The 24,198-nt window shown below is 73.7% G+C and carries 19 protein-coding genes; 12 read left to right on the top strand and 7 right to left on the bottom strand.

Annotated elements, in window-relative coordinates; genetic code table 11:
* Genes IE118_RS22175 through IE118_RS22155 form a run of 5 tightly spaced genes read left to right on the top strand, consistent with a single transcriptional unit; the run spans nucleotide 1 to nucleotide 4,364 of the window.
* A complete protein-coding gene (locus IE118_RS22175) occupies nucleotides 1-741 on the top strand; it encodes an ABC transporter ATP-binding protein (protein ID WP_189559743.1) in 741 nt (246 codons plus the stop codon).
* Nucleotides 738-1,481 carry an ABC transporter ATP-binding protein gene (locus tag IE118_RS22170; RefSeq protein WP_189559742.1) on the top strand — a complete coding sequence of 248 codons (744 nt, stop codon included), beginning with the start codon at nucleotides 738-740 and terminating at the stop codon, nucleotides 1,479-1,481. The genes IE118_RS22175 and IE118_RS22170 overlap by 4 nt, the downstream gene beginning before the upstream one ends.
* Complete coding sequence (locus tag IE118_RS22165; RefSeq protein WP_189559741.1) at nucleotides 1,481-2,407, top strand: branched-chain amino acid ABC transporter permease; 927 nt, start codon at nucleotides 1,481-1,483, stop codon at nucleotides 2,405-2,407. The genes IE118_RS22170 and IE118_RS22165 overlap by 1 nt, the downstream gene beginning before the upstream one ends.
* Nucleotides 2,404-3,465, top strand: coding sequence for a branched-chain amino acid ABC transporter permease (locus IE118_RS22160; protein ID WP_189559740.1), 1,062 nt, complete (start codon nucleotides 2,404-2,406; stop codon nucleotides 3,463-3,465). Before IE118_RS22165 ends, IE118_RS22160 begins: the two co-directional genes overlap by 4 nt.
* Complete coding sequence (locus tag IE118_RS22155; protein WP_189559739.1) at nucleotides 3,462-4,364, top strand: alpha/beta fold hydrolase; 903 nt, start codon at nucleotides 3,462-3,464, stop codon at nucleotides 4,362-4,364. Before IE118_RS22160 ends, IE118_RS22155 begins: the two co-directional genes overlap by 4 nt.
* Before the next feature lie 449 nt (nucleotides 4,365-4,813).
* Here the strand turns inward: IE118_RS22155 and IE118_RS22150 are convergent, their stop codons facing one another.
* The 6 genes from IE118_RS22150 to IE118_RS22125 form a co-directional block, all read right to left on the bottom strand.
* Complete coding sequence (locus tag IE118_RS22150) at nucleotides 4,814-6,208, bottom strand: MFS transporter (protein WP_189559738.1); 1,395 nt, start codon at nucleotides 6,206-6,208, stop codon at nucleotides 4,814-4,816.
* Between the two features lie 261 nt (nucleotides 6,209-6,469).
* On the bottom strand, nucleotides 6,470-8,008 hold the full coding sequence (locus tag IE118_RS22145) for an extracellular catalytic domain type 1 short-chain-length polyhydroxyalkanoate depolymerase (RefSeq protein ID WP_189559737.1): 1,539 nt from the start codon (nucleotides 8,006-8,008) through the stop codon (nucleotides 6,470-6,472).
* A gap of 244 nt (nucleotides 8,009-8,252) precedes the next feature.
* Nucleotides 8,253-8,978, bottom strand: coding sequence for a methyltransferase domain-containing protein (locus IE118_RS22140; RefSeq protein ID WP_189559736.1), 726 nt, complete (start codon nucleotides 8,976-8,978; stop codon nucleotides 8,253-8,255).
* Between the two features lie 149 nt (nucleotides 8,979-9,127).
* Nucleotides 9,128-11,581 carry an ATP-binding SpoIIE family protein phosphatase gene (locus IE118_RS22135; RefSeq protein WP_189559735.1) on the bottom strand — a complete coding sequence of 818 codons (2,454 nt, stop codon included), beginning with the start codon at nucleotides 11,579-11,581 and terminating at the stop codon, nucleotides 9,128-9,130.
* Nucleotides 11,582-11,725: 144 nt separating this feature from the next.
* Complete coding sequence (locus IE118_RS22130) at nucleotides 11,726-14,161, bottom strand: MFS transporter (protein ID WP_189559734.1); 2,436 nt, start codon at nucleotides 14,159-14,161, stop codon at nucleotides 11,726-11,728.
* A 165-nt stretch (nucleotides 14,162-14,326) separates the two neighbouring features.
* Entirely contained in the window at nucleotides 14,327-14,770 is a 444-nt protein-coding gene (locus IE118_RS22125) for an SRPBCC family protein (RefSeq protein ID WP_189559733.1), read from the bottom strand.
* Between the two features lie 160 nt (nucleotides 14,771-14,930).
* Here IE118_RS22125 and IE118_RS22120 point away from each other — a divergent pair, with 160 nt between their 5' ends.
* The 4 genes from IE118_RS22120 (at nucleotide 14,931) to IE118_RS22105 (ending at nucleotide 18,639) form a co-directional block, all read left to right on the top strand.
* Entirely contained in the window at nucleotides 14,931-15,968 is a 1,038-nt protein-coding gene (locus IE118_RS22120; RefSeq protein WP_189559732.1) for an Rv2578c family radical SAM protein, read from the top strand.
* Between the two features lie 163 nt (nucleotides 15,969-16,131).
* Entirely contained in the window at nucleotides 16,132-17,712 is a 1,581-nt protein-coding gene (locus IE118_RS22115) for an alpha/beta hydrolase (protein ID WP_189559731.1), read from the top strand.
* A 58-nt stretch (nucleotides 17,713-17,770) separates the two neighbouring features.
* Nucleotides 17,771-18,088: a RidA family protein gene (locus IE118_RS22110; protein WP_189559730.1), complete on the top strand. Its 318-nt coding sequence runs from the start codon at nucleotides 17,771-17,773 to the stop codon at nucleotides 18,086-18,088.
* On the top strand, nucleotides 18,085-18,639 hold the full coding sequence (locus IE118_RS22105; protein ID WP_229846893.1) for a GNAT family N-acetyltransferase: 555 nt from the start codon (nucleotides 18,085-18,087) through the stop codon (nucleotides 18,637-18,639). The genes IE118_RS22110 and IE118_RS22105 overlap by 4 nt, the downstream gene beginning before the upstream one ends.
* A 66-nt stretch (nucleotides 18,640-18,705) precedes the next feature.
* Here IE118_RS22105 and IE118_RS22100 read toward each other — a convergent pair whose 3' ends face one another.
* Complete coding sequence (locus IE118_RS22100; protein WP_189559729.1) at nucleotides 18,706-19,314, bottom strand: adenylosuccinate lyase; 609 nt, start codon at nucleotides 19,312-19,314, stop codon at nucleotides 18,706-18,708.
* Nucleotides 19,315-19,668: 354 nt separating this feature from the next.
* Here IE118_RS22100 and IE118_RS22095 point away from each other — a divergent pair, with 354 nt between their 5' ends.
* The 3 genes from IE118_RS22095 to ccrA all read left to right on the top strand — a co-directional run bounded on the left by IE118_RS22095 (nucleotide 19,669) and on the right by ccrA (nucleotide 24,196).
* Nucleotides 19,669-21,474 (top strand): 3-hydroxyacyl-CoA dehydrogenase family protein, encoded by a 1,806-nt coding sequence (locus IE118_RS22095; protein ID WP_189559728.1) that lies wholly within the window; start codon nucleotides 19,669-19,671, stop codon nucleotides 21,472-21,474.
* A 163-nt stretch (nucleotides 21,475-21,637) separates the two neighbouring features.
* On the top strand, nucleotides 21,638-22,450 hold the full coding sequence (locus IE118_RS22090) for a TetR family transcriptional regulator (protein WP_189559727.1): 813 nt from the start codon (nucleotides 21,638-21,640) through the stop codon (nucleotides 22,448-22,450).
* A 402-nt stretch (nucleotides 22,451-22,852) separates the two neighbouring features.
* Nucleotides 22,853-24,196, top strand: coding sequence for a crotonyl-CoA carboxylase/reductase (ccrA, locus tag IE118_RS22085; protein ID WP_189559726.1), 1,344 nt, complete (start codon nucleotides 22,853-22,855; stop codon nucleotides 24,194-24,196).
* Nucleotides 24,197-24,198: the final 2 nt, after the last annotated feature.

Below are 24,198 nucleotides of genomic sequence, written 5' to 3'. Positions count from 1 at the left end.
ATGGCACCCGTACTGCGACTGGACCGGATCAGCTGGTCGGTGGGCGGAGCCGACATCATCAGCGAGGTGTCCCTCGACGTGCGCGAGGGGGAACTGCTGGCCGTCATCGGCCCCAACGGGGCGGGAAAGACCTCCCTGTTCAACCTCGTCAGCGGCCTGACCCGGCCGACCGGCGGCAGCGTCCGCCTCGACGGTCACGACGTCACCGCCCTGCCGCCGCACCGGCGCTCCCGCCGGGGCATCGGGCGCACCTTCCAGTCGTCCTCGGTCTTCTCCACCATGACCGTGGCCGAACACGTGGAACTGGCGGCCCGCTCCGCCGGGGTGCGCCGGGTCGGCGCGGACGACGTGAGGGGCGTACTGGCCCGGGTCCGCCTGGCCGGCCGCGGCGCCGACCTCGCGGCCGGCCTGTCCCACGGGGACAGACGCAAACTCGAGCTGGCGATGCTGCTGGCCCCCACCCTCGGCGGCGGCACGACCGGAGCGCGGCTGATGCTCCTGGACGAGCCGATGGCCGGGGTGGCCGCGGAGGAGACCGGCGAACTCACCGGACTCATCCGCTCGTTGCACCGCGACGAGGGCCGGACCGTGCTGCTGGTCGAGCACCACATGGACGTGGTGCTCGGCCTGGCCGACCGGGTCGCCGTCATGCACCACGGGCGGCTGCTCGCCGCCGCGAGTCCCGCCGAGGTCATGGCGGACGCGACCGTTCAGCAGGCCTACCTGGGAGATGAGCTGTGACCTCGGCGCCACCGATCCTCACCGTCCGGGGCCTGGACGTGGACATCGCGGGCTCGCGCATCCTCACCGGTGTGGGCTTCGACGTCCCCGCCTCCGGGGTGACCGCCCTGCTGGGCCGCAACGGCGTCGGCAAGACCACCACCCTGCGCGCGATCCTCGGACTGCTGCCCGACGGCGGCCGGGTCACCGCCGGCCGGGTCACCCTGGCCGGCGAGGACATCACCGCCGAGCCGACCCACCGCACGGTCCGGCGCGGCATCGGCTACGCCCCCGAAGACCGGGGCGTCTTCGCCGGACTGACCGTCGCCGAGAACCTCGCCCTCGCCGAACGCCCGGGGCACGTCCACGACTACGACCTGGTGCACGACCTGTTCCCCGAACTCGCCGCCCGCCGCGGCCAGCGCGCCGGCACCCTGTCCGGCGGCCAGCAGCAGATGGTCGCCATCGCCCGGACGCTGCTCAACGACAACGTCCTCGTCGTCGTCGACGAACCCACCAAGGGCCTCGCTCCGCGCGTGGTCACCGAGGCCACCGAGGTGCTGGAGCGCGCCGCGCGGCGGGTGCCGCTGCTGCTCGTCGAGCAGAACCTCGCCGTGGTGCGCCGGCTGGCCGGCAGCGCCGTCGTGCTGGACGCCGGCCGGGTGGTGCACACCGGGGACGCCCGCGCACTGCTCGCGGACCCGGCACGGACGACCGCGCTGCTGGGTGTCGGCAGTCACTCGAGCAACGGAGCCGCCTGATGGACACCCTCGTCCTGCTCACCCTGACCGGTCTCGGTTTGGGTGCCCTGTACTTCCTCATCGCCTCCGGTCTCGCCCTGATCTTCGGTCTGATGGACGTGCTGAACTTCGCGCACGGCGCGTTCCTCACCGTCGCCTGCTACACCGCCTGGCGCACCGCCGGGACGGTCGGCGGGATCCCGGGGCTGCTGCTCGCCGCCGTGGTGGGCACCGCCACCGGCCTCGCCCTGGCGGTGGTCGTGGAGCTGGTCCTCATCCGGCGGCTTTACGGCCGGATCAAGGAGCAGATCCTGGTGACCGTGGGTCTCTCGCTGGCCGTTCCGGCGCTGGTGCAGACCGTCTGGGGCGCCGACGCCCGCACCTTCCCGGTCCCGGACGCGCTGAGCGGCACCGTCGGGGTGCTCGGCGCCCGGGTACCCGTCAACCGCTTCCTGCTGATCGCGGTGGCGCTGCTGGTCCTGTTCGGCGTCCGGCTGTTCCTGTCCCGTACGCGCTACGGGCTCATCGTCCGCGCCGGGGTCGAGGACCGGGCGATGGTGACGGCGCTCGGCATCGACGTCACCCGCGCCTTCACCCTGGTCTTCGCGCTCGGCGGGGCCCTCGCGGGGCTGGCCGGCGTGCTCGGCGGGATCTACTTCGGCTCGCTCTCCCCCCACCAGGGCACCTCGCTGCTGGTCTTCGCCTTCGTCGTCGTGATCATCGGCGGCCTGGTCTCGATCACCAGCGTCGCGCTGTCCGCGCTCAGCGTGGGCCTGGTGCAGCAGTACGCCAACTACTACGCGGGCGGCTACGGCGACCTCGCCGTCGTCTTCCTGCTCGCCGCCGTGGTGCTGGCCCGTCCGGCGGCCGGTACCGGTTCACCGCTGGGGCGGCTGCGCCGCGCGCTCACCGCCCACCGGACCCACGCCGCTGGAGGCACGGCATGACCGCCACCCGTACCCCGCGGGCGACGCCCGCCGCCGCCCCGGTGAAGGACCCCGCACCGGACCGGGCCGGACGGCTGCGGCGGATCCGGCCGCTGACCCTCCCGGCCGCGGTGCTGCTGCTCCTCGCCCTGCTGCCGTACTCGGCACTGGACGTCCCGGTCCTGCTGGACGGTCCGGTCAACTCCCCCGGCTCGCTTCAGCTGTTCGCGCTCTGCCTGGTCTTCGGCGGGCTCGCGCTCGGCTACGACCTGATGTTCGGCCGCACCGGGCTGTTGTCCTTCGGGCACGCCCTCTACATCGCCGGCGGCGCCTACGGCACCCAGCTGGCCATGGCCGAGCTCGGTCTGGGCCTGGTGCCCGCCGCCGTGCTCACCCTGGTCCTCGGCACGCTGGCCGCGGTCGTCCTGGGTGCCGTCTCGCTGCGCACGCTCGCGCTCGGCAGCGTGGGCTTCGCCATGGTCACCCTCGCCTTCGCCCAGGCCGGATCGATCTACGTGGAACGCAATCCCGGCGGTCTCACCGGCGGCGAGGAGGGCCTGCCGCTGCACGTCGACGGGGTGCCGGAGGCGCTGGTCGGCGTGCAGAACACCGCCCACGTCTACTGGCTCGCCCTCGCCTACCTGACCCTGGTCGCCGCCGTCGTGTGGACCGTCACCGCCCGTCCGATCGGCCGCGTCTGGCAGGGCATCCGCGACAACGAGCAGCGCGTCGCCGTCCTCGGCCGCAGTCCGTTCGCCTGCAAGCTGGGCGCCTTCACGCTCGCGTCCGCCCTCGCCGTCCTCGGCGGCGTGCTGCACCTGCTGGTGACCGCGGGCGCCACCCCGCACACCTCCACCCCGGAGTTCACCCTCACCCTGCTGGTGATGGTGGTGCTGGGCGGCAGCGGCACCCGCTGGGGGCCGGTCGTCGGCGGGGTGCTGTTCACCTACCTCGACCAGCGGCTCGGCGGCTGGAACCTCGGGGTGGAGCCCATGCTGTTCCTCGGCGCGCTCTTCGTCGCCGCCGTCTACGCGGCCCCCGGCGGCCTCACCGCCCTGGGCCGGAGGAGGAGTTCATGACCGCGTCCGGCACGGGCCCGGTGCCGCAGGACCTCACCGTCCCGGTACACGGCGGCGGACTGACCGTCACCCGGTGGCCGGGCCCCGGCCCGCTCGTCATCGCGGTGCACGGCATCACCGCCAACTCCCTCGCCTTCGCGGCCGTGGCCGAGGAGCTGCCGGACGCCGACCTCTACGCGCCGGACCTGCGGGGGCGGGCCGCCGGCGCGGCCCTGCCCGGTCCGTACGGTCTGGCCGCACACGTCCGCGACCTCCTCGCGCTCCTCGACCACCTCGGGCGGCGGCAGGCGGTGCTCCTCGGCCACTCGATGGGCGCCTTCGTGGCGGCGCTGGCCGCCGCCCGTCATCCGGAGCGCTTCCCGCGCGTGGTCCTGGTCGACGGCGGCCTGGGCTTCCCCGCTCCGGCGGGCACCGACATCGACGAACTGCTGCGGGCCGTCATCGGTCCGGCGATGCAACGGCTGTCCATGACCTTCGCGGACCGGGAGGAGTACCTCGCGTTCTTCCGCGCCCACCCCGCGCTCGCCCCGCACTGGGGCCCGTGGGTGACCGCCTACGTCGAACGCGACCTCACGGGCCGGGCACCCGAGCTGCGCAGCAGCTGCGTGCTCGACGCGGTCCGCGCGGACGGCGCCGACGTGCTCGGTGATCCCGAGGTCCTGGCCGCCGTGCACCAGCCGCAGGTGCGCGGCGCCCTGCTGTGGGCCGAGCGCGGCCTGCTCGACGAACCGCGGGCGCTCTACGACGCCGCCCGTGTCGCCGCGGCCGGCCTCGATCCGGACCGGATGCCCGCCCGTCGCGTCGACGGCACCAACCACTACTCCATCCTCTTCCCGCCGGCCGCCGCCGAAGTCGCCGCCGCGGTACGGGCGTCGGCGCCCGGCGGGGTCGGGGGGTGAGGCACGTCGCGGGCATCTGAGCCCGTCCGCGGTCCGGCAGGCCGGAGCCCGGCGCCCGTACGGCGCCGGGCTCCAGCCTGTCGGGGTGTCACGGACACGGGGGCGCGGGCTGCCGGGCGCGCCGGGTCCCCGACGAGGCCGGCCGGGCTCGCGCCGCCACCGGCGCGCCCGTCCCCGGGGCGGGGGGCAGCGCCGTGCTCGGCCGCGGGTGCCGGGAGGCGGGGCGTCCGCGCCCCCGGCGGTGGCGTGCCGCGCCTGCGACGGGGTTCCGCGCCTGCGAAGGGGTCCCGCCCGCGAGGTCCCGGGCGGCCGGACCCGGCTCCGGGTCAGGTGCGACTCGGGGAGGGTACGAGCGGGAGGGGGTGACCGTTCCCGCCGCCGGCCGGCCCCCGCATGCCGGTGGTCCGCCCGTCGCTTCCCCACGGGCGGACCACGGCACGGCGGTGGCGTCAGGCCCGGTCGCTGCGGGCGAGCACCGGCTCCTGTCCCTTCCGGGCCGGCGGTGACGCCTTGGCCGGCCGGGTCAGGTCGCGGCCGCGGGTCTCCTTGACGACCAGGACGGTGAGGGCGGTGACCAGGGCCGCCGCGGACAGGTAGAGGGCGATCGGCGTCGAGGACCCGTACTGCCTGAGCAGTTCGACGGCGATGATCGGGGCGAGGGCGCCGGCGAGGATGGAGGCGAGCTGGGAGCCCACGGAGGCGCCGGAGTAGCGGACCTCGGTATCGAACATCTCGGAGATGAAGGCGGCCTGCGGTCCGTACATGGCGCCGTGGAGCAGCAGGCCCACCGTGACCGAGAGGGTGATCACGGCGAAGGACCGGGTGTCGACCAGGGAGAAGAAGGCGAACGCCCAGGCGGCCATGCCGACCGCGCCGATCATCGTCACGGGTTTGCGGCCGAGCCGGTCGGAGAGCGCCCCCCACAGCGGAATCGTGACGAAGTGGACGGCCGAGGCGATCAGCACCGCGTTCAGGGCGGTGCTCTTGGGCAGGTCCAGGTGGGTCGTGACGTAGACCAGCAGGAAGGAGGTCAGGACGTAGTAGGAGATGTTCTCGCCGAACCGGACCCCGATGGCCCCGAGCACCTCGCGCCAGCTGCGGCGGAAGACCTCGACGACGGGCGGCTTCTCCTCGACGCCCTCGGCGGCGGCCGCCTCGGCCTTGGCCTGGGCGGCGAGGAAGACCGGCGATTCGGAGACCGAGACGCGGATCCACAGTCCGATCAGCACCAGGACGCCGGAGAGCAGGAAGGGGATGCGCCAGCCCCAGGACTGGAACGCCGCCTCGGACTGGACGGAGGCCAGCACCGCGAGGACGGCCGTGGCCAGCAGGTTGCCCGCGGGGACGCCGCACTGCGGCCAGGACGCCCAGAAGCCCCGGTGCCTGTCGCCGCCGTGCTCGGAGACGATGAGCACCGCGCCGCCCCATTCGCCGCCCAGCGCGAAGCCCTGGATCAGGCGCAGGACGGTGAGCAGGATGGGGGCTCCGACGCCGATGCTGCCGTAGGTGGGCAGCAGACCCATGGCGAAGGTGGCGCCACCCATCATCAGCAGGCTGAGCACGAGCAGCTTCTTGCGGCCGATCCTGTCGCCGTAGTGCCCGAAGACCATGCCGCCGATCGGCCGGGCCAGGAACCCGATCGCGTACGTCATGAAGGCGAGCAGCGTGCCCACCAGCGGGTCGCTGCTGGGGAAGAAGAGGGTGTTGAACACCAGCGCGGCGGCGGAACCGTAGAGGAAGAAGTCGTACCACTCGACGGTGGTGCCGATCAGGCTCGCGCCGACGACGCGGGCGATGCCGCCGGGGCGGGGCTCGCCCGGCTTGGCGGGTGTGGTCTCGGACATGGGTTCACCGATTCTGGGGTGAGGTGCGGACGCGGGGACGGACGTGGGGGGAGGACATGGGGACGGGCGGCGGGTCGGCCGGCTCCTCGGCCGCCCACCGGTCATGGCCGGAAACAGTACGGACGCCCTACCGGCACACCTATGTGTCGGCGGCACACAGAACCTGTTCGTTCGATGGACGGTCACCCCACTGACCTCGCGGGGCCCGTCGGGTCGCCGCGGGTGCTGCCTGCAGTACCCGCGGCGACGACCGTTCCCGGGTCAGGGGCAGCTTCCGTCGGCGAGGGTGAAGTAGCCGGCGGGCGACTCCTTCAGCGTGTGGGTGACGTGGAGGTTGTACAGGCCCATGTCCTGGCCGGAGCCCTTGGCACGGGTGAGACCGCCGCTGGTGGTGGCCCGTCCCGCCTGGACGTGGGCGTGGTTGGAGGCGGTCCAGCAGGCGGCCGTCGCACCGGTGGTCCGCGCGGTGACCGTGCCGGAGAGCCGGCCCGGCCTGCCCTCGGTGTCCCGGGCCGCGACGGCGTAGGTGTGGGAGGAGCCCGGGGCGAGTCCGGTGTCGGTGTGGGACGCGGAGTCCGCCGTGGCCACCGGGACACCGTCGCGGTGGACGGTGTAGCCCGCGGCGCCGTCCACGGGATTCCAGGTCAGGCCGATGGTGGTGTCGGTGGCACCGGCCGGGGCGAGGCCGCTCGGAGCGGGCAGCGCCTCGTGGCCCGGACCGGTGTCGTCCAGGCCGAAGAAGCGGGCGATCCAGTGGCTGGAGCAGATCGAGTCCGCGAAGTGGGCGGTACCGGTGCTGCCGCACTGCTCGGGCCCGCTGCCCGGATCGACCGGGGTGGCGTGGCCGATGCCCGGCACGCGGTTGACCTCGACGGCCACCGACCCGTCCGCGGCCGCGTACTCCTCGTGCCGGGTGGAGTTCGGGCCGATGAGGGACGTCCGGGTGGGCGTCCGGGACAGGCCGTGCAGCCCGGTCCACTGGTCGCGCAGCTCGTCGGCGTTGCGCGGCACGACGGTGGTGTCCCGGTCCCCGTGCCAGACGGCGATGCGCGGCCACGGCCCCGTCCACGACGGGTGGGCGTCGCGGACCCGCCGGGCCCACTGGTCCGGGGTCCGGTCGGCCCCGGGGTTCATACAGGTGTAGGCCGCCGGCAGGTCGTCGGCGCAGCCGTGGGGCAGCCCGGCGACGACCGCGCCGGCCCGGAAGACGTCCGGGTAGGCGGCAAGCACCACCGAGGTCATGCCGCCGCCGGCGGACAGGCCGGTGACATGGATCCGCCCGGCGTCCGCGCCGTGGGCGGAGACGGTGTGCGCGGCCATCTGCTGGATCGACTCGGCCTCGCCCCGTCCCCTGCGGTTGTCGGCCGGCTGGAACCAGTTGAAGCACGTGCCCGCGTTGTTGGCACGCGTGGTCTCGGCGAAGACCACCAGGAAGCCGTGCCGGTCGGCGAGTTCGGTCAGGCCGGAGTGGTCGGCGTACGTCCGGGCGTTCTGGCCGCAGCCGTGCAGGGCGACCACCACCCCCGGGCCGGCGGGCAGCGAGGCGGGCCGGTAGAGGTACATGTTCAGACCGCCCGGGTTGGCGCCGAAGCCGGTGACCGGGGTCAGGCCGGCCCCGGCGTGGGCCGTCGGCGCCGGGCCGGCCAGTGCCGGCACCAGGACCAGGGCGACGACGGCCACGAGCCGGGACAGCAGGCCGTAGCGGCCACGCCGCGGACGCGGCGGCGCGGAGCCTGTGGCCGGCGCGAGCGGGGTGCGCGGGTGCGGGGCGGCGGGACCCCGGTGGGGCGACGACTGCATGGCGGCTCCTCGGTGCGGGGGGGGGGGGGAATCCGGACCGCTGTCTGGGCGTGGATCGGCGGGAGCGGCCCGGTGTCCGGCACCGTAGAGGTCGTTCAACGCGCAACGGTATGGCGGGCGGCCCCACAGCCCGCCCGCGACGACACTGCCCCGGACCGGTTGTGCCGCCGGGCCCCGCCTGCTACCCGGACGCGGGCCCCCTGGCGCCGTCACTGCCCTCCGAAGGTGGTCCGCGGGACGGGCCCTAGGCGCCCCGGCCCGTCACGTACCACCGGGACGGCAGGGCGACACGGGTGCCGTCGGGGGCGTACGCGGTGGTGGTCAGCGGCAGGGTGCCGCTCGCCAGGACGGTCAGTCCGGCCGCGGTGAGGAACTCGGGCACGTCCGCGTCGGCGACCGTGCCGGGCGCTATGCCGTGCCGGAGGACCGGCACGAGTTCCGGCGGCGGGCCGCCGGGTCCGGTCGCCATGCTCCGCAGGACGGCGCCGGCCGCCTCCGACGGCTCGACCAGGAAGGCGCGGCCGCGCCCGCCGACCACCGTGGCCACGCCGTCCGCCAGCGCCTGCCGGTCGTCGGGCTCGCACTGGTGCAGCACGCCGCGCAGGTACACGTTGGCGTCCCCGAGTTCGGCGTGCAGGGCCTGGGTGGCGGCCTTGTCCGCGGCGTCCAGCAGGCGGTACGCCGCCCGTCCCGCCGGGTCGGCGGCGCGGGCGTGCTCCAGGGCGGCGGCGGACAGGTCGGCGCCCACGACACGCGGGAAACGCCCGGCGAGGAAGCGGGTCTGGGTGCCGTTGCCGCAGCCGAGGTCCACCAACGGCAGGCCGGGGTCGGTCAGACGGGGCTCGAACAGGGCGAGATGGCGGGCCGCGGTCAGCGCGGGTTCCGCGTCCCAGAACACGGCCCCCGGCTCCCGCGGTGCCTCCCGCCAGAAGCCCTCCCAGGCCGCCCGGTACCGACTCGTCACGCTCATGACCGACTCCCCGGGGTTCGCCCACAGGCCCGCCCGTACGACGGGCCAGTACGGTGTACCGCGCCGCGGGCGCGCGGACAAGCGCCCGAGCGCGTTCCTTCACGCGCCGTCGGCGGCCGGACGCGCCGCTGTACCACCGGAGTCGGCGCTCAGCGGCGCGGCAGCGCGAGCTCGAACCACACGCTCTTGCCGGCCGTGGTGCGGCTCGTGCCCCACGCGTGGGCGAGGGTGGAGACCACGCGCAGTCCGCGCCCGGTCTCGTCCGCCGGCCGTGCGTTGAGCAGCGTCGGCAGCTCGTGGTCGTCGTCCTCCACCTCGCACAGCAGGGTGTCGCCGCGCACCAGCCGCAGGGCCACGGGGCGGGCGTGCGCGTGCCGCACGGCATTGGTGACGAGCTCGCTCACCATCAGCTCGGCGCTGTCGGTGACCTTCGGCAGACCCCAGGCGTGCAGCTGCTCGCGGACCACCGCGCGGGCCCGGCCGACCTCGGACTGCCGGGGCGTCAGCCGCCACTCGGCGACGTCGTCGGGGGCGATGCCGCCGAGCCGGGCCATCAGCAGCGCCACGTCGTCCTTGCGGCCACCGCGCACGTTGAGGGCCCTGATGATGGTGTCGCAGGCGTCGTCCATGGAGGCGGCCGGGTGGGCGGCGGACTCGCACAGCGTGGCGAGCCCGACACCGATGTCCTCGCCGCGCACCTCGACCAGTCCGTCGGTGCACATCACCAGCCGGTCGCCGGGCGCGACGGCGACACGCACCGCTTCGAAGGGCACCCCGCCGACGCCGACGGGCGCGCCCGTCGGCAGGTCGAGCAGTTCACTGCGCCCGTCCGCGGCACGCACCAGTACCGGCGGGATGTGCCCGGCGTTGGCGAGGTGCAGCTCGCCCGCGATCGGGTCGTAGACCGCGTACAGGCAGGTGGCGAGGTGGGTGTCGCCGAGCCGCTGGGCCAGGTCGTCGAGGTTGCGCAGGAGCTGGGCGGGCGGCAGGTCGAGGGCCGCCATGGTCTGCACCGCGGTGCGCAACTGACCCATCATCGCGGCCGAGTTCAGACCGTGCCCCATGACGTCGCCGACCACGAACGCGGTACGGGCGCTGGGCAGTTTCACCGAGTCGAACCAGTCGCCGCCGACCCGTCCGAGGAGGGTGCCCGGCAGGTAGCGGGTGGCGATGTCGCAGCCCGCCATGCGCGGCGGGATGTGCGGCAGCATGCTGTCCTGGAGCGTCTCCGCGACGTTCTCCTGGTGGGTGTACATGCGCGCGTTGTCGAGCACGAGGCCGGCGCGGGCGGCGAGTTCCGCGCCGGTGACCCGGTCCATGTCGTTGAACACCTGCCGCTCCGGATGACGCAGCAGGATCATGAAGCCGAGGACGACCTGCCGTGCCTTCAGCGGGACGACGAGCATGGAGCGTCCGGTGATCAGCGGCCGGATGTCGCGCTTGTCGAACTGCGAGGCGATGGCGTGTCCCGCCTCCTCGCTGATGCGCGGCACCAGGACGGGTTCGCCGGTGGTCATGCACCGGAAGAACGGGGTGTGCTCGGGGAAGGGCATGGCCTCGCCCACGGGCACCACGTCGTCCCAGCGGCCGGGTTCGTCGGTGTGTTCCAGGGCGACCCGGTGCCACAGGGTGGTGGTGTCGGGCACACCCTCGTCGAACTCCTCCCCGGCGACCACCTGTTCGCGCAGGTAGGTGCCGGCGACGTCGGTGAAGCGGGGCACGACGGCCTTGCTCACCTCGACGATGGTGCGGGCGAGGTCGAGCGAGGTGCCGATGCGTGAGCTGACCTCGTTGAGGAACTCCAGGCGCTCCCGCACGGCCGCGTATTCGAGGTCCTCGGTCTCGTCGCGCAGGTGCTCGGGCACCGGTTCCCCGGCCGCCCGCGCGCGGGCTGCCCGTTCGCGGCGCTCCCGGCGCTCCACCCGCCGGGGCACTCCCCAGTCGGGGGTGACCGGCACCCGGTCGTTCTGGCTGAACTCCAGCACGGGGTAGCCCAGTTCGAGGACCTGCGCGACGACGCGGGCGCTGTCGCCGACGCTCATGCCGGGGAGGATCTCGGGGAGCCGGCGGGCGAGTTCCTCGGATCCGGGGAAGGCGGTGTGCAGGGCGAACCCGGGCGCGATGCGCTCGCACACCCCCGCCCCGTCCGTGCGCAGCCCGTCCGCGTCGGCGGCCAGCACGAGCAGTCGCTCGCGTCCCGGGCCGGCCAGCGGGTAGGCCCACCACAGCACGTCGACGCGCCCCGTCCCGGACGCGGCGATCCGGGCCCGGCCCGCGGCGGGGTAGGCGGGCCGGCCGCCGAGGGAGGCGCCGAGGTCCGGGCCCGGTCCGTCGTAGGGCGCGTACGCCCCGTACGGGGTGTCCTCCTCGTCCTCGGGCAGAACCCCGGTCACCGGCAGCAGGTCGGCGGCGGGGCGGCCCAGCGCATCCTCCCTGGTGACCGAGAACAGGCGACGCGCGCCGGTGCTCCAGTGCGAGACGCGTCCGTCGCGGTCGACGACGACCACGGCCAGCGGGATCCGGCCGGCTCCGCCGTGTCCGCCCTCCGTGCCGTCCCCGGCGCGGCGAGGGGGAGGTGCGTTCCGCTCGGTGCCACGGTCCATGGCCCAGGCCCTCTCTCCCCCGGCTGCGCAAGATCTGTACCGCCGTGACCACCGTACGGGGACGGTCGGCCGCGATGTGCGGCAACAGGGGAATTGCCCGCCGGTGCTCGCACCGGCGCGCGTTTCCCCGTGCGGAGGACCGTTTCAGTCCTCGTGGCCCAGCTGGAGGTCGCGTTCCGTACGGCCCCCTCCGGCCACCTGGAGCACGGTCGCGACCGGCGGGTAGCCCGCGGCGATGACGGTGTACTCGCCGGAGGAGAGGTCGACGAAGCGGAAGGTGCCGTCGGGTCCGGTGGTGAGGGTGTCGACGACGTTGCCCGCCGCGTCCAGCAGCGTCACGCGCGCCTCCTCGACGGGCCGCCCGCCGCCCGCCCGCACGGTGCCGCGGAGCACGGCGCCGCCGGCGAGTTCGACGTCCTGGCGGGTCTCGCGGGCGGCCTGCACGGTGACGGGGAGGGCGGCCGGCCGGAAGGCGGGGGCGCTCGCGGCGAGCGTGTACTCGCCGGCCACCAGCTCGGTGATGACGTAACCGCCCTCGCGGCCGCTGCGGGTGCTGGCGACGACCTCGCCGTGCACGTTGGTGAGGGTGACGGCGGCGTCCCGCACGGGTGTGCCGTCGGCCGTGACGACGCTGCCGGCCAGACGGCCCGCGCCACCGAGGACGACGTCGAGTTCGACGGGCCGCTCGCCGACGGTCACGGAGACCGCCTGCGGCTGGTGGCCGCCGGCGGCGGCGATCAGGACGTACGCGCCCGGGCCCGGCGTGGCCAGCGCGTACCGGCCGTCCTCGCCGCTGGCGCCCCGTCCGGTCTGCTGTCCCGAGACGTCGATGAGGGTGAGGGCCGCGCGGGGCACGGCGGTCCCGTCGGAGTGCTGGACGGTGCCGCAGACGGGGATGCCTCCGGTGTACGGCGGGCGCGGCGGAGCGGACGCCGCACCGCCGGCCGCGTGAGGGCGGGCGGACGGCACGCGCGGGTCGGAGCGCGGTGCTTCCCGGGCGGGGTCGGCGGTGGGGGTGAGGTGGGACACCAGTGGTTTCTCCTTGAGGAAGAAGGCGATGAGCAGGCCGAGGACGAGCACCGGCACCAGGTAGAGGAAGATGCGCGGCATGGCGTCCGCGTAGGCCTGCGCGTAGGCGTCGCGCAGCCCGGGCGGCAGCGCGTGCACCAGCTCGGGGGTGAGGGACCCGGCGTCCGGCGTGGCCGCGTCCGCGGGGAGGCGCTCGGCGAGCGCGTCGGTGAGCCGGTCGGCGAAGAGCGTGCCGAAGACGGCGGCGCCGACGCTGCCGCCGATCTGCCGGAAGTAGTTGTTGGCGCTGGTGGCGGTGCCGAGGTCGGCGGGGCGCACCGAGTTCTGCACCGCGAGGATCAGCACCGGCATCACCATGCCGAGGCCGGCGCCCAGGACGGCCATCCAGAGGCTGTAGTGCAGCCGGGGGGTGCCGGTCTCCAGGCGGGAGAGCAGCCACATGCCGACGACGGAGAGGGCCGAGCCGACGACGGGGTGCCACCGGTAGCGGCCGGAGCGGCTGATGAGCTGGCCGGAGAGGACGGAGGCGCCGACGATGCCGCCCATCATGGGCAGCATCAGCAGCCCGGACTCGGTGGCGGAGGCTCCGTCGACCATCTGCAGGTACGTGGGCAGATAGCTGGTGGCGCCGAACAGGGCGACGCCGGTCACCAGGCCCACCAGGCCGGTGATGTTGAACACCGAGTCGCGGAACAGCCGCAGCGGCATGAGGGGTTCGGCGGCGAAGCGTTCGACGACGAGGAAGAGCGCGGTGGCCGCGGCGGCGCCCGCGGCGAGCCCGAGCACCGTGCGGGAGTCCCAGGCGTACTCGGTGCCGCCCCAGGTGGTCAGCAGCACCAGGCAGGTGGAGGCGGCGGCCAGCAGCAGGGTGCCCAGGACGTCGAAGCGGCCCCGCGCGGCCGGTTTCGGCAGCTTGAGCACCAGGGCCACGACGGCCATGGTGACGAGGCCGAAGGGGACGTTGACGTAGAAGCACCAGCGCCAGGAGAGGTGGTCGGTGAACCAGCCGCCGAGCAGCGGTCCGGCGACGGAGGCGAGGCCGAAGGCGGCGCCGATGAGTCCCATGAAGCGGCCGCGCTGCCGCGCGGGCACGACGTCCGCCATGATCGCCTGGACGCCGATCATCAGCCCGCCCGCACCCACGCCCTGGACCGCGCGGCAGGCGATCAGCTGGTCCATGGTGGCCGCCCGTCCGGCCAGCGCGGAACCGACGACGAAGACGAGGAGGGCGAACTGGAAGACGCTCTTGCGGCCGAGCAGGTCGCCGAGCTTGCCGTAGACGGGGAGGCCGATGGTGGAGGTGAGCAGGTAGGCGGTGACCGCCCAGGACATGCTGTCCAGTCCGTGCAGGTCGCCGACGATCTCCGGCAGCGCGGTGGCGACGATCATCTGCTCCAGCGCGGCGAGGAGCAGCGCCAGCATCAGGGCGACGAAGACGAGCCGGACCCGGCGGGGGCTCAGGCCCGGCTCCACGGCCGGTGCCGGGGGCGGCGGGCCCCCGGCCGGTGGTGCCGTGACCGGCTCGTCCTGCGTCAGAGTGATCCCGCCCACGTGCCGCTCCCCTCGTCGCACCGCCGGACATTTCCCGCGTAAAAGCGACAACTACGAGCAAGCGCGACGAGTTACGGGACAGAGCCGGTCCGTCGGCGGATCACTCGAACCGGTGAGACGTCAACTCCCCGCCGGTTCTCGGATCTTGAGGGCGCGCGACGCCCCCTACTTCTCAACTTCCGTGGCCAGCTTGGCCAGCAGCGCGTCGTAGATGCGGGCCAGACCCTTGGGCGCGAAGGTCTTCTCGAAGAAGCCGCCGATGCCGCCGGCGCCGTTCCAGACAGTGGTCACGACGACCCGGGAGCGGCCCTCGCCGGCCGGGGTGACGCGCCAGGTGGTGACCATGGAGGAGTTGCGGTCCTTCTCCACGAGTTCGCCGTCGGTGGGCTCGGTCACCTCCAGCAGGCAGTCGCGCACGCGCTTGCTGGTGGCCTGGAGCTTCCAGTGCACCAGGGTGCCCTCACCGTCGCCGCCCTCGCGGACCTCGTACTCGCTGTACTGCTCGGGCAGCAGCTTCGCGCGGGTGCCGCTGTAGTCGGCGAGGGCATCGAACACCGTCTCCGCGTCCGCCGCGACGATCCGCTCCGTAGTGGCCTCGACCTGCGCCATCGCTTTCCTCCAGGGCATGGGGTACCGGGGTCGGGGCAAGCCAACCACCCCCGCGCCCGGCCGCTCAAATCGGGGTTCCGTATGTGACCGAACATGGCCACCCGCACGATCAAGGGAACACTTGTTCTATTCTGTGGGCCAGTGCTACCGAGGAGGCGTCATGCGCTGGGAGAACCTCACCCCGGACTCCGGACCCGGCCGGGCCGACGCCGCGCTGTTCGGCGCGGAGGCGGTGACCACCCGCACCTTCGACGCGCCGGAGTTCCGCGGCATCACCTTCCACGAGATCCGGGCGCGTTCGATCGTCAACCGTGTGCCGGGGGCCTCCCGCATGCCGTTCGAGTGGACGGTCAACCCCTACCGGGGCTGCACGCACGCGTGTGTGTACTGCTTCGCGAGGAAGACCCACAGCTACCTCGACCTCGACACCGGCCTCGGCTTCGACAGCCAGATCGTGGTCAAGGTGAACGCACCCGAGCTGCTGCGCCACCGGCTGTCCTCCCGCGGCTGGCAGGGGGAGCACATCGCGATGGGCACGAACGTCGACTGCTACCAGCGCGCGGAGGGCCGCTACCGGCTGATGCCGGGCATCCTCGCCGCCCTGCGCGACCACGCGAACCCGTTCTCGATCCTCACCAAGGGCACGCTGATCCTGCGGGACCTCCCACTGCTCCGGCAGGCCGCGGAGGTGACCGACGTCGGCATCTCCGTCTCGGTGGGCTTCACCGACGAGACGCTGTGGCGCACGGTCGAGCCGGGCACACCGGCCCCGGAGCGGCGGCTCGACGTGGTGCGCACGCTCGCCGGGCACGGCATCGGCTGCGGTGTCCTGATGGCACCGGTGATCCCGTTCCTGAGCGACCGCCCGGACCAGCTGAGGGCGACCGTGCGGGCCGTCGCGGCCGCCGGCGCCACCTCCGTCACCCCGCTGGTGCTGCATCTGCGGCCCGGCGCCCGCGAGTGGTTCATGTCCTGGCTGGCGCGCCACCACCCGCACCTGACCGGCCGCTACGAGCGGCTCTACGCGGACGGCGCCTACGCCCCGAAGTGGTACCAGCGGCAGATCACCCGTCAGGTGCACGAACTGGCCGAGGAGTACGGCATCGGCCCCACCCGCCCGGGCATGCCGCGGCGCGCGCGGGCCGCCGGACCGAGCGAGCCCCGGACACCCGGGCCGACCCAGCTCACGCTCCTGTAGGACCCGGGCGCCGCCCGGCACGCGGGCAGCGCATCCGAGCGCTTCCGGCGGCCCAATTGGGTCAACAATGGGCGCAACACGTTCATCCGGGGCCCCGCACCGGGACGATGCCGCGTGGGCCGTGAGCCTCGCGGTCCTCAGCACTTCCGTCCTGGGAGGACCCATGAGAAGACGCGCAGCCGTGCTGTGCGGTGCCACCGTCGTCCTGGCCGGAAGCCTCGCGGCCGTCCCCGCCGAAGCGGGGACGCCGCGCGCCGCGGACACCGTCCACGCGGCGGAGCCCGCGTGGAAGAAGTGCGCCACCGACGACTACCCGACGCTGCAGTGCGCGTCCGTCGAGGTGCCGCTCGACCACGCCGACCCCGCCGGGCGCACCATCACCCTCGCCCTGTCCCGCGTCCCGCACACCGCGAAGAAGTACCAGGGCCCCCTGCTGGTGAACCCGGGCGGCCCCGGCGGCAGCGGGCTGACGCTCGCCGGGTTCGTGGCGTCGTCGCTGCCGAAGAAGGTGGCCGCCCAGTACGACGTCATCGGCTTCGACCCGCGCGGGGTCGGCGCGAGCGAGCCCGCGCTGGACTGCGCGCCGGACCACTTCGGGCCGGTGCGTCCCGACCCGGTGCCCACGTCGCCCGAGGTGGAGCGGGCCAACCTCGTGCGCGCGAAGTCCTTCGCCGAGGCCTGCGGCAGGAAGCACGGCGACCTGCTGCCGCACATCAACACGGGCGCCGCGGTGCGCGACCTGGACGTGATCCGGCGGGCCCTCGGCGCCGAGAGGATCAACTACTTCGGGTACTCCTACGGCACCTACCTGGGCGCCGTCTACGCCAAGCTGTTCCCGGACCGGGTGCGGCGCCTGGTCCTGGACTCGATGGTCGACCCCACCGAGGTCTGGTACGACTCCAACCTCAACCAGAACCTCGCCTTCAACAACCGTCACCGGGCCTTCATGGACTGGGTGGCCAAGTACGACAGCACGTACCGGCTCGGCACCGACGCGGAGAAGATCGAGGCCAAGTGGTACGCGATGCGGGCGGAGCTGAGGAAGGCCCCGGCCGGCGGCAAGGTGGGCGCCGCCGAACTGGAGGACACCTACATCCCGGGCGGCTACTACAACGGCTACTGGCCCTATCTCGCGGAGGCGTTCGCCGCCCACGTGAACGACGGGGACGACGGTCCGCTGGTGGAGGCGTACGAGAACTTCGGCGCGAACGACGCCTCCGGGGACAACGGCTACAGCGTCTACACGGCGGTCGAGTGCCGGGACGCCTCCTGGCCGCGTGACTGGGCGCAGTGGCGCAAGGACACCTGGGAGATGTACGAGCGGGCACCGTTCATGACCTGGAACAACACCTGGTACAACGCGCCGTGCGCGTTCTGGCCGGCCGAGTCCCTGCGGCCGGAGCGCATCGACAACGACGCGCTGCCGTCGGCGCTGCTGTTCCAGGCGACGGACGACGCGGCGACCCCGTACCAGGGCGCGGTCACCGTCCACCGGCTGCTGGGGCGTTCCAGCCTGGTGGTGGAGTCAGGCAGCGGCAACCACGGCATCACGCTGAGCGGGAACGCCTGTCTGGACCGGCACCTGGTGGCCTACCTCACCGACGGGACCGTGCCGCGCGGAGGCCGCGGCGAGGCCGAGGCGGTGTGCGCGGGGCTGCCGGACCCGAAGCCGCTGACGTCGAAGGCGGCACCGGACACGGCCCGCGGCTCGACGCTGCACGGCCTGCTCGACCCGCGCGGCTGAGGCCTGACGCCCCGTCGGGGACGGGGGGCGGCCGGCCGCGTGGGTCATCATGAACGCCATGACCCACCTCACCCGCCTCCCCGCCCCCGACGGCGTGGCCCTCTCGGCCCGGTACTCCCACGTGGTGGCCGGCACCGGCCGCCCGGTCGCCGTCTCCGGCCGGCCCGCCCCGGACGAGGACGGCGCGCCCGTCGGCGAGGGCGGCCCCGGGGCGCAGGCCCGTCAGGTCTTCGAGAACATGCCCGCCGTCCGCGCGGCCCGCGCCGGGCACATGCCCGGCGACCGCCTGCCGACCGCGTCCTCGGTCCGGGTCGCCGGCCTGGTCCGCCCGGGGTTCCCGCTGGACGTCGAGGCCCGCGCGGTGGTCGCCGCATGACCGGGCCCCGCGTGGGCCCGGTGACCGGCGGGCCCCGCATACGCCCGATGACCGCCGCCGACTGCGAGGGCGTCGCCGCGATCCGGGTACGCGGGTGGCAGCACGCGTACCGGGGTCTCGTCCCGCAGTCGTACCTCGACGGCCTCGACGTCGCGGCGGACGCCGAGCGGCACCGCGCGCGCCTGTCGGCCGGCGACGGCAGCGTGCTCGACCTGGTCGCCGAGACCGGGGGCGGCGAGCTCGCCGGGTGGGCCGCGTGCGGCCCCTACCGGGACGGCGAGGTGCGCACCCCGGACGCCGAGCTGTACGCCCTGTACCTGCCCCCGGAGCGCATCGGCCGGGGTGTGGGCCGGGCCCTGCTGACCGAGGCGTCCCGCCGCTGCGCCGGCGCCGGCCGGCGGCGCATGTACCTGTGGGTCCTGAAGCACAACACCCGCGCCCGCCGCTTCTACGAGCGCGCGGGCTTCGCCCCGGACGGCGCCGAGGAGCCCTTCGAGGTGGCGGGGGTCGCGGTGCCGGAGGTCCGGTACGCGAGGGACCTCACCGGCTGACGAGGGGACACCGCCGCCCGGGACACCCCGGGCGTTCCCCGCGCGGCCGGGCGGGCGGCGGCGGTGCTACCGCTGTCCGGGTATGCGGCCGCGGGCGGTGCCGCCCTGGCGGGGGATGCGGGCCAGGGCCCGGACCGCGGCCTCGGCGAGTACCGGGTGGGCGAGGGCCTCACCGAGTACGGGTTCGGCGCGCGGGTCGCCGAGTTCGCCCAGTCCTTCCACACAGGCCAGGGCGACCCGGCGGTACGGGTCGTGGGGGCGCAGTCTGCGGCGCAGGGTCGTGATCAGGGCCGGCACCGCCTCGGGGGCGCGCAGTCGGGTCAGCAGGCGGACCGGGTGCAGGGCGTAGGCGACGCGGAGTTCGTTGGTGGCGAGGGCGGCGGCGGCGCGGGCGGTGCGCGGGTCGCCGAGCCGGGCGAGGGCGTGCGCGGCGGCGGCGCAGCGCGGCGGGTCCCGGTGGTTGAGGAGGAGGACGAGCGCCTCGAACGCGCGCCGGTCCCCCGCCACTCCGAGCCGGAACGCGGCCAGTTCCCGTGCCCACAGCGGCTGTCCGGGGGCGGTGAGGACGCCGGCCAGGGTGTCGGAGTCGTCCGTGGCGAGCAGGCGGTCGAACGCGGCCGATCCGCCCGACTCCGCCCGTAAGCGCTCCGTGAGCGATCGCAACTCTTCGTCCATGTCCCCGAGGTTAGGGGCCGGGCGGGGTCTGCGGGACGTACATCACAAACCCGGGGGCTGGCGCGCTCGTTACCCGCCAGTTAAGCTCAGACGAGCGAGTTACCCACTCGCGACCCTCCTCACGGCGGTCTGGTGACGCGGCCGCAGTGAGTCGCAGTCGGTTCGGTACCCCCGTGTACCGCAGTACGGCTCGGCCCCGGGACAGGGCCGGTCGGATCCATCAGCCGCTTTCCCGGCGGCGCCGGGCGTGTGCGCTCGCAGCCCGGTCGACACCCGCATCCGCACGTACCCGGTGCGCCCTTCGGCGCACCCGGGCGTGTCTCCCGTCGTCACCCTCATTTCTGGAGTCCCGCGATGGCCACTCCCCTCTCCGACACCCCTCTGTCCCCGTTGCGGACCGTCGCCGTCGTCGGCCTCGGCACGATGGGCACCGGCATCGCCGAAGTCCTGGCCGCGGCCGGCCGCGACGTCGTCGGCATCGACATCAGCGAGGCCCAGACGGCGAAGTGCGTCGCCGCCCTGGAGGCCTCGACCGCCCGCGCCGTCGAGCGCGGCCGGCTCACCGGTCAGCGGCGCGCCGAGCTCCTCGCCCGCGTCACCACCTCCACCGACATCGCCGCCGCGGCCGACGCCGACCTGGTGATCGAGGTGGCGCCGGAGTCGTACGACGTCAAGCAGCAGATCTTCCGCGAACTCGACGCGGTGGTGCGGCCGGAGACGATCCTGGCGACGGGCACCAACGCCCTCTCCGTCACCCGGCTCGCCGCCGACTCCGCCCGCCCCGAGCGGGTGCTGGGCATGCACTTCTTCAACCCGGCGCCGGCGATGAAGCTGGTGGAGATCGTCTCCAGCGTGCTCACCTCGCCCACGGCCGTCACCGCGGTCACCGATCTCGCCCTGGACCTGGGCAAGGAGCCCGTGGCGGTCGGCGACCGGCCCGGATTCGTCGCCGACGGCCTGCTGTTCGGCTACCTGAACCAGGCCGCCGCGATGTACGAGGCCAACTACGCCTCCCGCGAGGACATCGACGCCGCGATGCGGCTGGGCTGCGGTCTTCCCATGGGCCCGCTGGCGCTGCTCGACCTGATCGGCATCGACACCGCGCGCACCGTCCTGGACGCCATGTACGCGGAGTCCCGGGACCGGCTGCACGCCCCCGCCCCCGTCCTCAAGCAGCTCAGCGAGGCCGGCCTGACCGGCCGCAAGGCGGGACGCGGCTTCTACACCTACGAGGCGCCGGGCAGCGGGACGGTCGTGCCGGACGCCCTCACCCCGCGCGGGGACGCCTCCGCGGCCGCCGGCCGCACCGTGCGCTCGGTGGGGGTCGCGGGTTCGGGCACCATGGCCTCGGGGATCGCCGAGGTGTTCGCCAAGGCGGGCTACGAGGTGGTCCTGGCGGCCCGCAGCGAGGAGAAGGCGGCTGCCGCCAGGGCGCGTATCGGGAAGTCGCTGGCGCGCTCGGTGGACAAGGGCCGGATGACCGCGGAGGCCGCCGCGCAGACCCTGGAGCGGGTCCGGGCGACGGGCAGCTACGACGACTTCGCCGACGTGGACCTCGCGCTCGAGGCGGTGGCCGAGGACCTGGAGGTCAAGCGGCAGCTGTTCGGGACGCTGGACAAGGTCTGCAAGCCGGGGGCGGTGCTCGCCACGACCACCTCCTCCCTCCCGGTCGTCGCCTGTGCCCGTGCCACCTCGCGTCCGCAGGACGTGATCGGCATGCACTTCTTCAACCCGGCGCCGGCCATGAAGCTGGTCGAGGTGGTGCGCACGGTGCTGACCGCCGACGACGTCCACGCCACCGTGCGCGAGGTGTGCGGGAGGATCCGCAAGCACGCCGTGGACTGCGGCGACCGGGCCGGGTTCATCGTGAACGCCCTGCTGTTCCCGTACCTCAACAACGCGATCAAGATGGTGCAGGAGCACTACGCGTCGCTCGACGACATCGACGCCGCGATGAAGCTCGGCGGCGGCTACCCGATGGGTCCCTTCGAGCTGCTGGACGTCGTCGGGCTGGACGTCTCGCTCGCCATCGAGAAGGTCCTGCACCGCGAGTTCCGCGACCCGGGTCTCGCCCCGGCGCCCCTGCTGGAGCACCTGGTGGCCGCGGGCTGCCTCGGCCGCAAGACCGGCCGTGGCTTCCGCGAATATGCCAAGCGCTGAGTCGCGCCCCGGCGACCGGTTCGGAGGCGGCGCGGAGTGGGGCGGACTGCTCGACCCCGACCGGTTCGCGCCGCCCGCCCGCAGCGCCCCTCCCCCGCCCGCCGAGGGCGGGGGAAGCCCCTCTCACGCGCACCGAGCTGCGCACATGCAGTACGTTCAGGGCATGTCCCAGCCCGCCAAGTCCGCACGTACGCCAGCCACGACCGAGCCGCCGGAGAGCGCCGCGGGCTCCCGTGCCGCCGCCCAGCGGCTGAAAATGCGCCGGGAACTGGCGGCCGCCGCGATGGAGCTGTTCGCGACGAAGGGGTACGAGGCCACCACCGTCGACGAGATCGCGGCAGCCGCCGGGGTCGCCCGCCGCACCTTCTTCCGTCACTTCCGCTCGAAGGAAGAGGCGATCTTCCCGGACCACGACGACACCCTGGTGCGCGCCGAGGCGGTGCTCAACGCCGCCCCCGCCCACGAGCATCCCCTCGACACGGTGTGCCGCGGCATCAAAGAGGTCATGAAGATGTACGCGGCGCGGCCGGAGATCTCGGTCGCCCGCTACAAGCTGACGCGTGAGGTGCCCACCCTGCGGGAGGCCGAGATCGCCTCGGTGGCCCGCTACGAGCGGCTCTTCACCCGCTATCTGCTCGGCCACTTCGACGAGCACGCGCACGACGACGACGCCAACGACGACCCGCTGCTCGCGGAGGTCGCCGCGTCGGCCGTGGTCACCGCGCACAACCACGTGCTGCGGCGCTGGCTCAGGGCCGGCGGCCAGGGCGACGTGGAGGCCCAGCTGGACCACGCCTTCGCGATCGTCCGCAAGACCTTCGGCAGCGGCATCATGGCGGGCCGGCGCACCGCGCCCCCGAGGCCGCCGGCCGCCTCCGCGTCCGCGCAGGGCGAGGTCCTGGTGACGGTCGCGCACGTGGACGCGCCGCTGGACGAGGTGATGCGGACCATCGAGCAGGCGCTCAAGGAGCGCTGAGACACCCTCGGGGGCGCCTTTACCGCCCCCTCGCCGCTGTGACGACGGCCACCCCACCGGGTGGCCGTTTTGCCATGTCAGGGCCCCTTTTAGGGGCTGCTTCCGGGGCCGTTCGATCGATCATCGCTCATCTGATGGGTAAAGAATTCACCTGAGCCAAGGTTCTGGCACTCGGTGCCTTGCCGGATGACACGGCGTGCCATACGTTGAAGGAGTCCGGGCGAGTCCCGGCGGGCCCACCGCCCGCACGTCCGGACGCCTGCGTCACAGGCACCCTCCCGCGCACACCAAGCGCTGCCGAAGCACCACCGCCGAACCGACGGCACCGCCAGACCCTCAGCAGCACACCGACGTAACCCTCAGCGCCCCTCCCTCAGGGCGCTCACCGCCGGAGGCAACACCGTGACCGTCAAGGACATCCTGGCCGCGATCCAGTCGCCCGACTCCACGTCGGAGGACTTCGCCGCCCTGCCGCTCCCCGAGTCGTACCGCGCGATCACCGTGCACAAGGACGAGACGGAGATGTTCGCGGGCCTCGCGACCCGCGACAAGGACCCGCGCAAGTCGATCCACCTCGACGACGTGCCGCTGCCCGAGCTCGGCCCGGGCGAGGCCCTGGTGGCCGTCATGGCCTCCTCGGTCAACTACAACTCGGTGTGGACCTCGATCTTCGAGCCGCTCTCCACCTTCGGCTTCCTGGAGCGCTACGGCCGGCTCAGCGAGCTCACCAAGCGCCACGACCTGCCGTACCACATCATCGGCTCCGACCTCGCCGGCGTCGTGCTGCGCACCGGCCCCGGCGTCAACGCCTGGCGGCCCGGCGACGAGGTCGTCGCCCACTGTCTGTCGGTCGAGCTCGAGTCCAGCGACGGCCACAACGACACGATGCTCGACCCCGAGCAGCGCATCTGGGGCTTCGAGACCAACTTCGGCGGGCTGGCGGAGATCGCGCTGGTGAAGTCCAACCAGCTGATGCCCAAGCCGGACCACCTGAGCTGGGAGGAGGCCGCCGCCCCGGGTCTGGTCAACTCCACCGCGTACCGGCAGCTGGTGTCCCGCAACGGCGCCGGCATGAAGCAGGGCGACAACGTCCTCATCTGGGGCGCGAGCGGCGGACTCGGTTCCTACGCCACCCAGTTCGCGCTGGCCGGCGGCGCCAACCCGATTTGCGTCGTCTCCAGCGACCAGAAGGCGGAGATCTGCCGGTCGATGGGCGCCGAGGCGATCATCGACCGCAACGCCGAGGGCTACAAGTTCTGGAAGGACGAGAACACCCAGGACCCGAAGGAGTGGAAGCGCTTCGGCAAGCGCATCCGTGAGTTCACCGGCGGCGAGGACATCGACATCGTCTTCGAGCACCCCGGCCGCGAGACCTTCGGCGCCTCGGTCTTCGTCACCCGCAAGGGCGGCACCATCACCACCTGCGCCTCGACCTCGGGCTACATGCACGAGTACGACAACCGCTACCTGTGGATGTCCCTGAAGCGCATCATCGGCTCCCACTTCGCCAACTACCGCGAGGCCTGGGAGGCCAACCGCCTCATCGCCAAGGGCAAGATCCACCCCACGCTCTCCAGGACCTACGCCCTGGAGGACACCGGCCAGGCCGCCTACGACGTGCACCGCAACCTGCACCAGGGCAAGGTCGGCGTGCTGTGCATGGCGCCCGAGGAGGGCCTCGGCGTGCGCGACCACGAGAAGCGCGCGAAGCACATCGACGCCATCAACCGCTTCCGGAACATCTGAGG

The organism is Streptomyces pilosus (assembly GCF_014649835.1).
Classification (GTDB): Bacteria; Actinomycetota; Actinomycetes; order Streptomycetales; family Streptomycetaceae; genus Streptomyces; species Streptomyces pilosus.
Note: the sequence above shows the minus strand (reverse complement) of the source record. Positions and strands in the feature narration are given on the sequence as shown.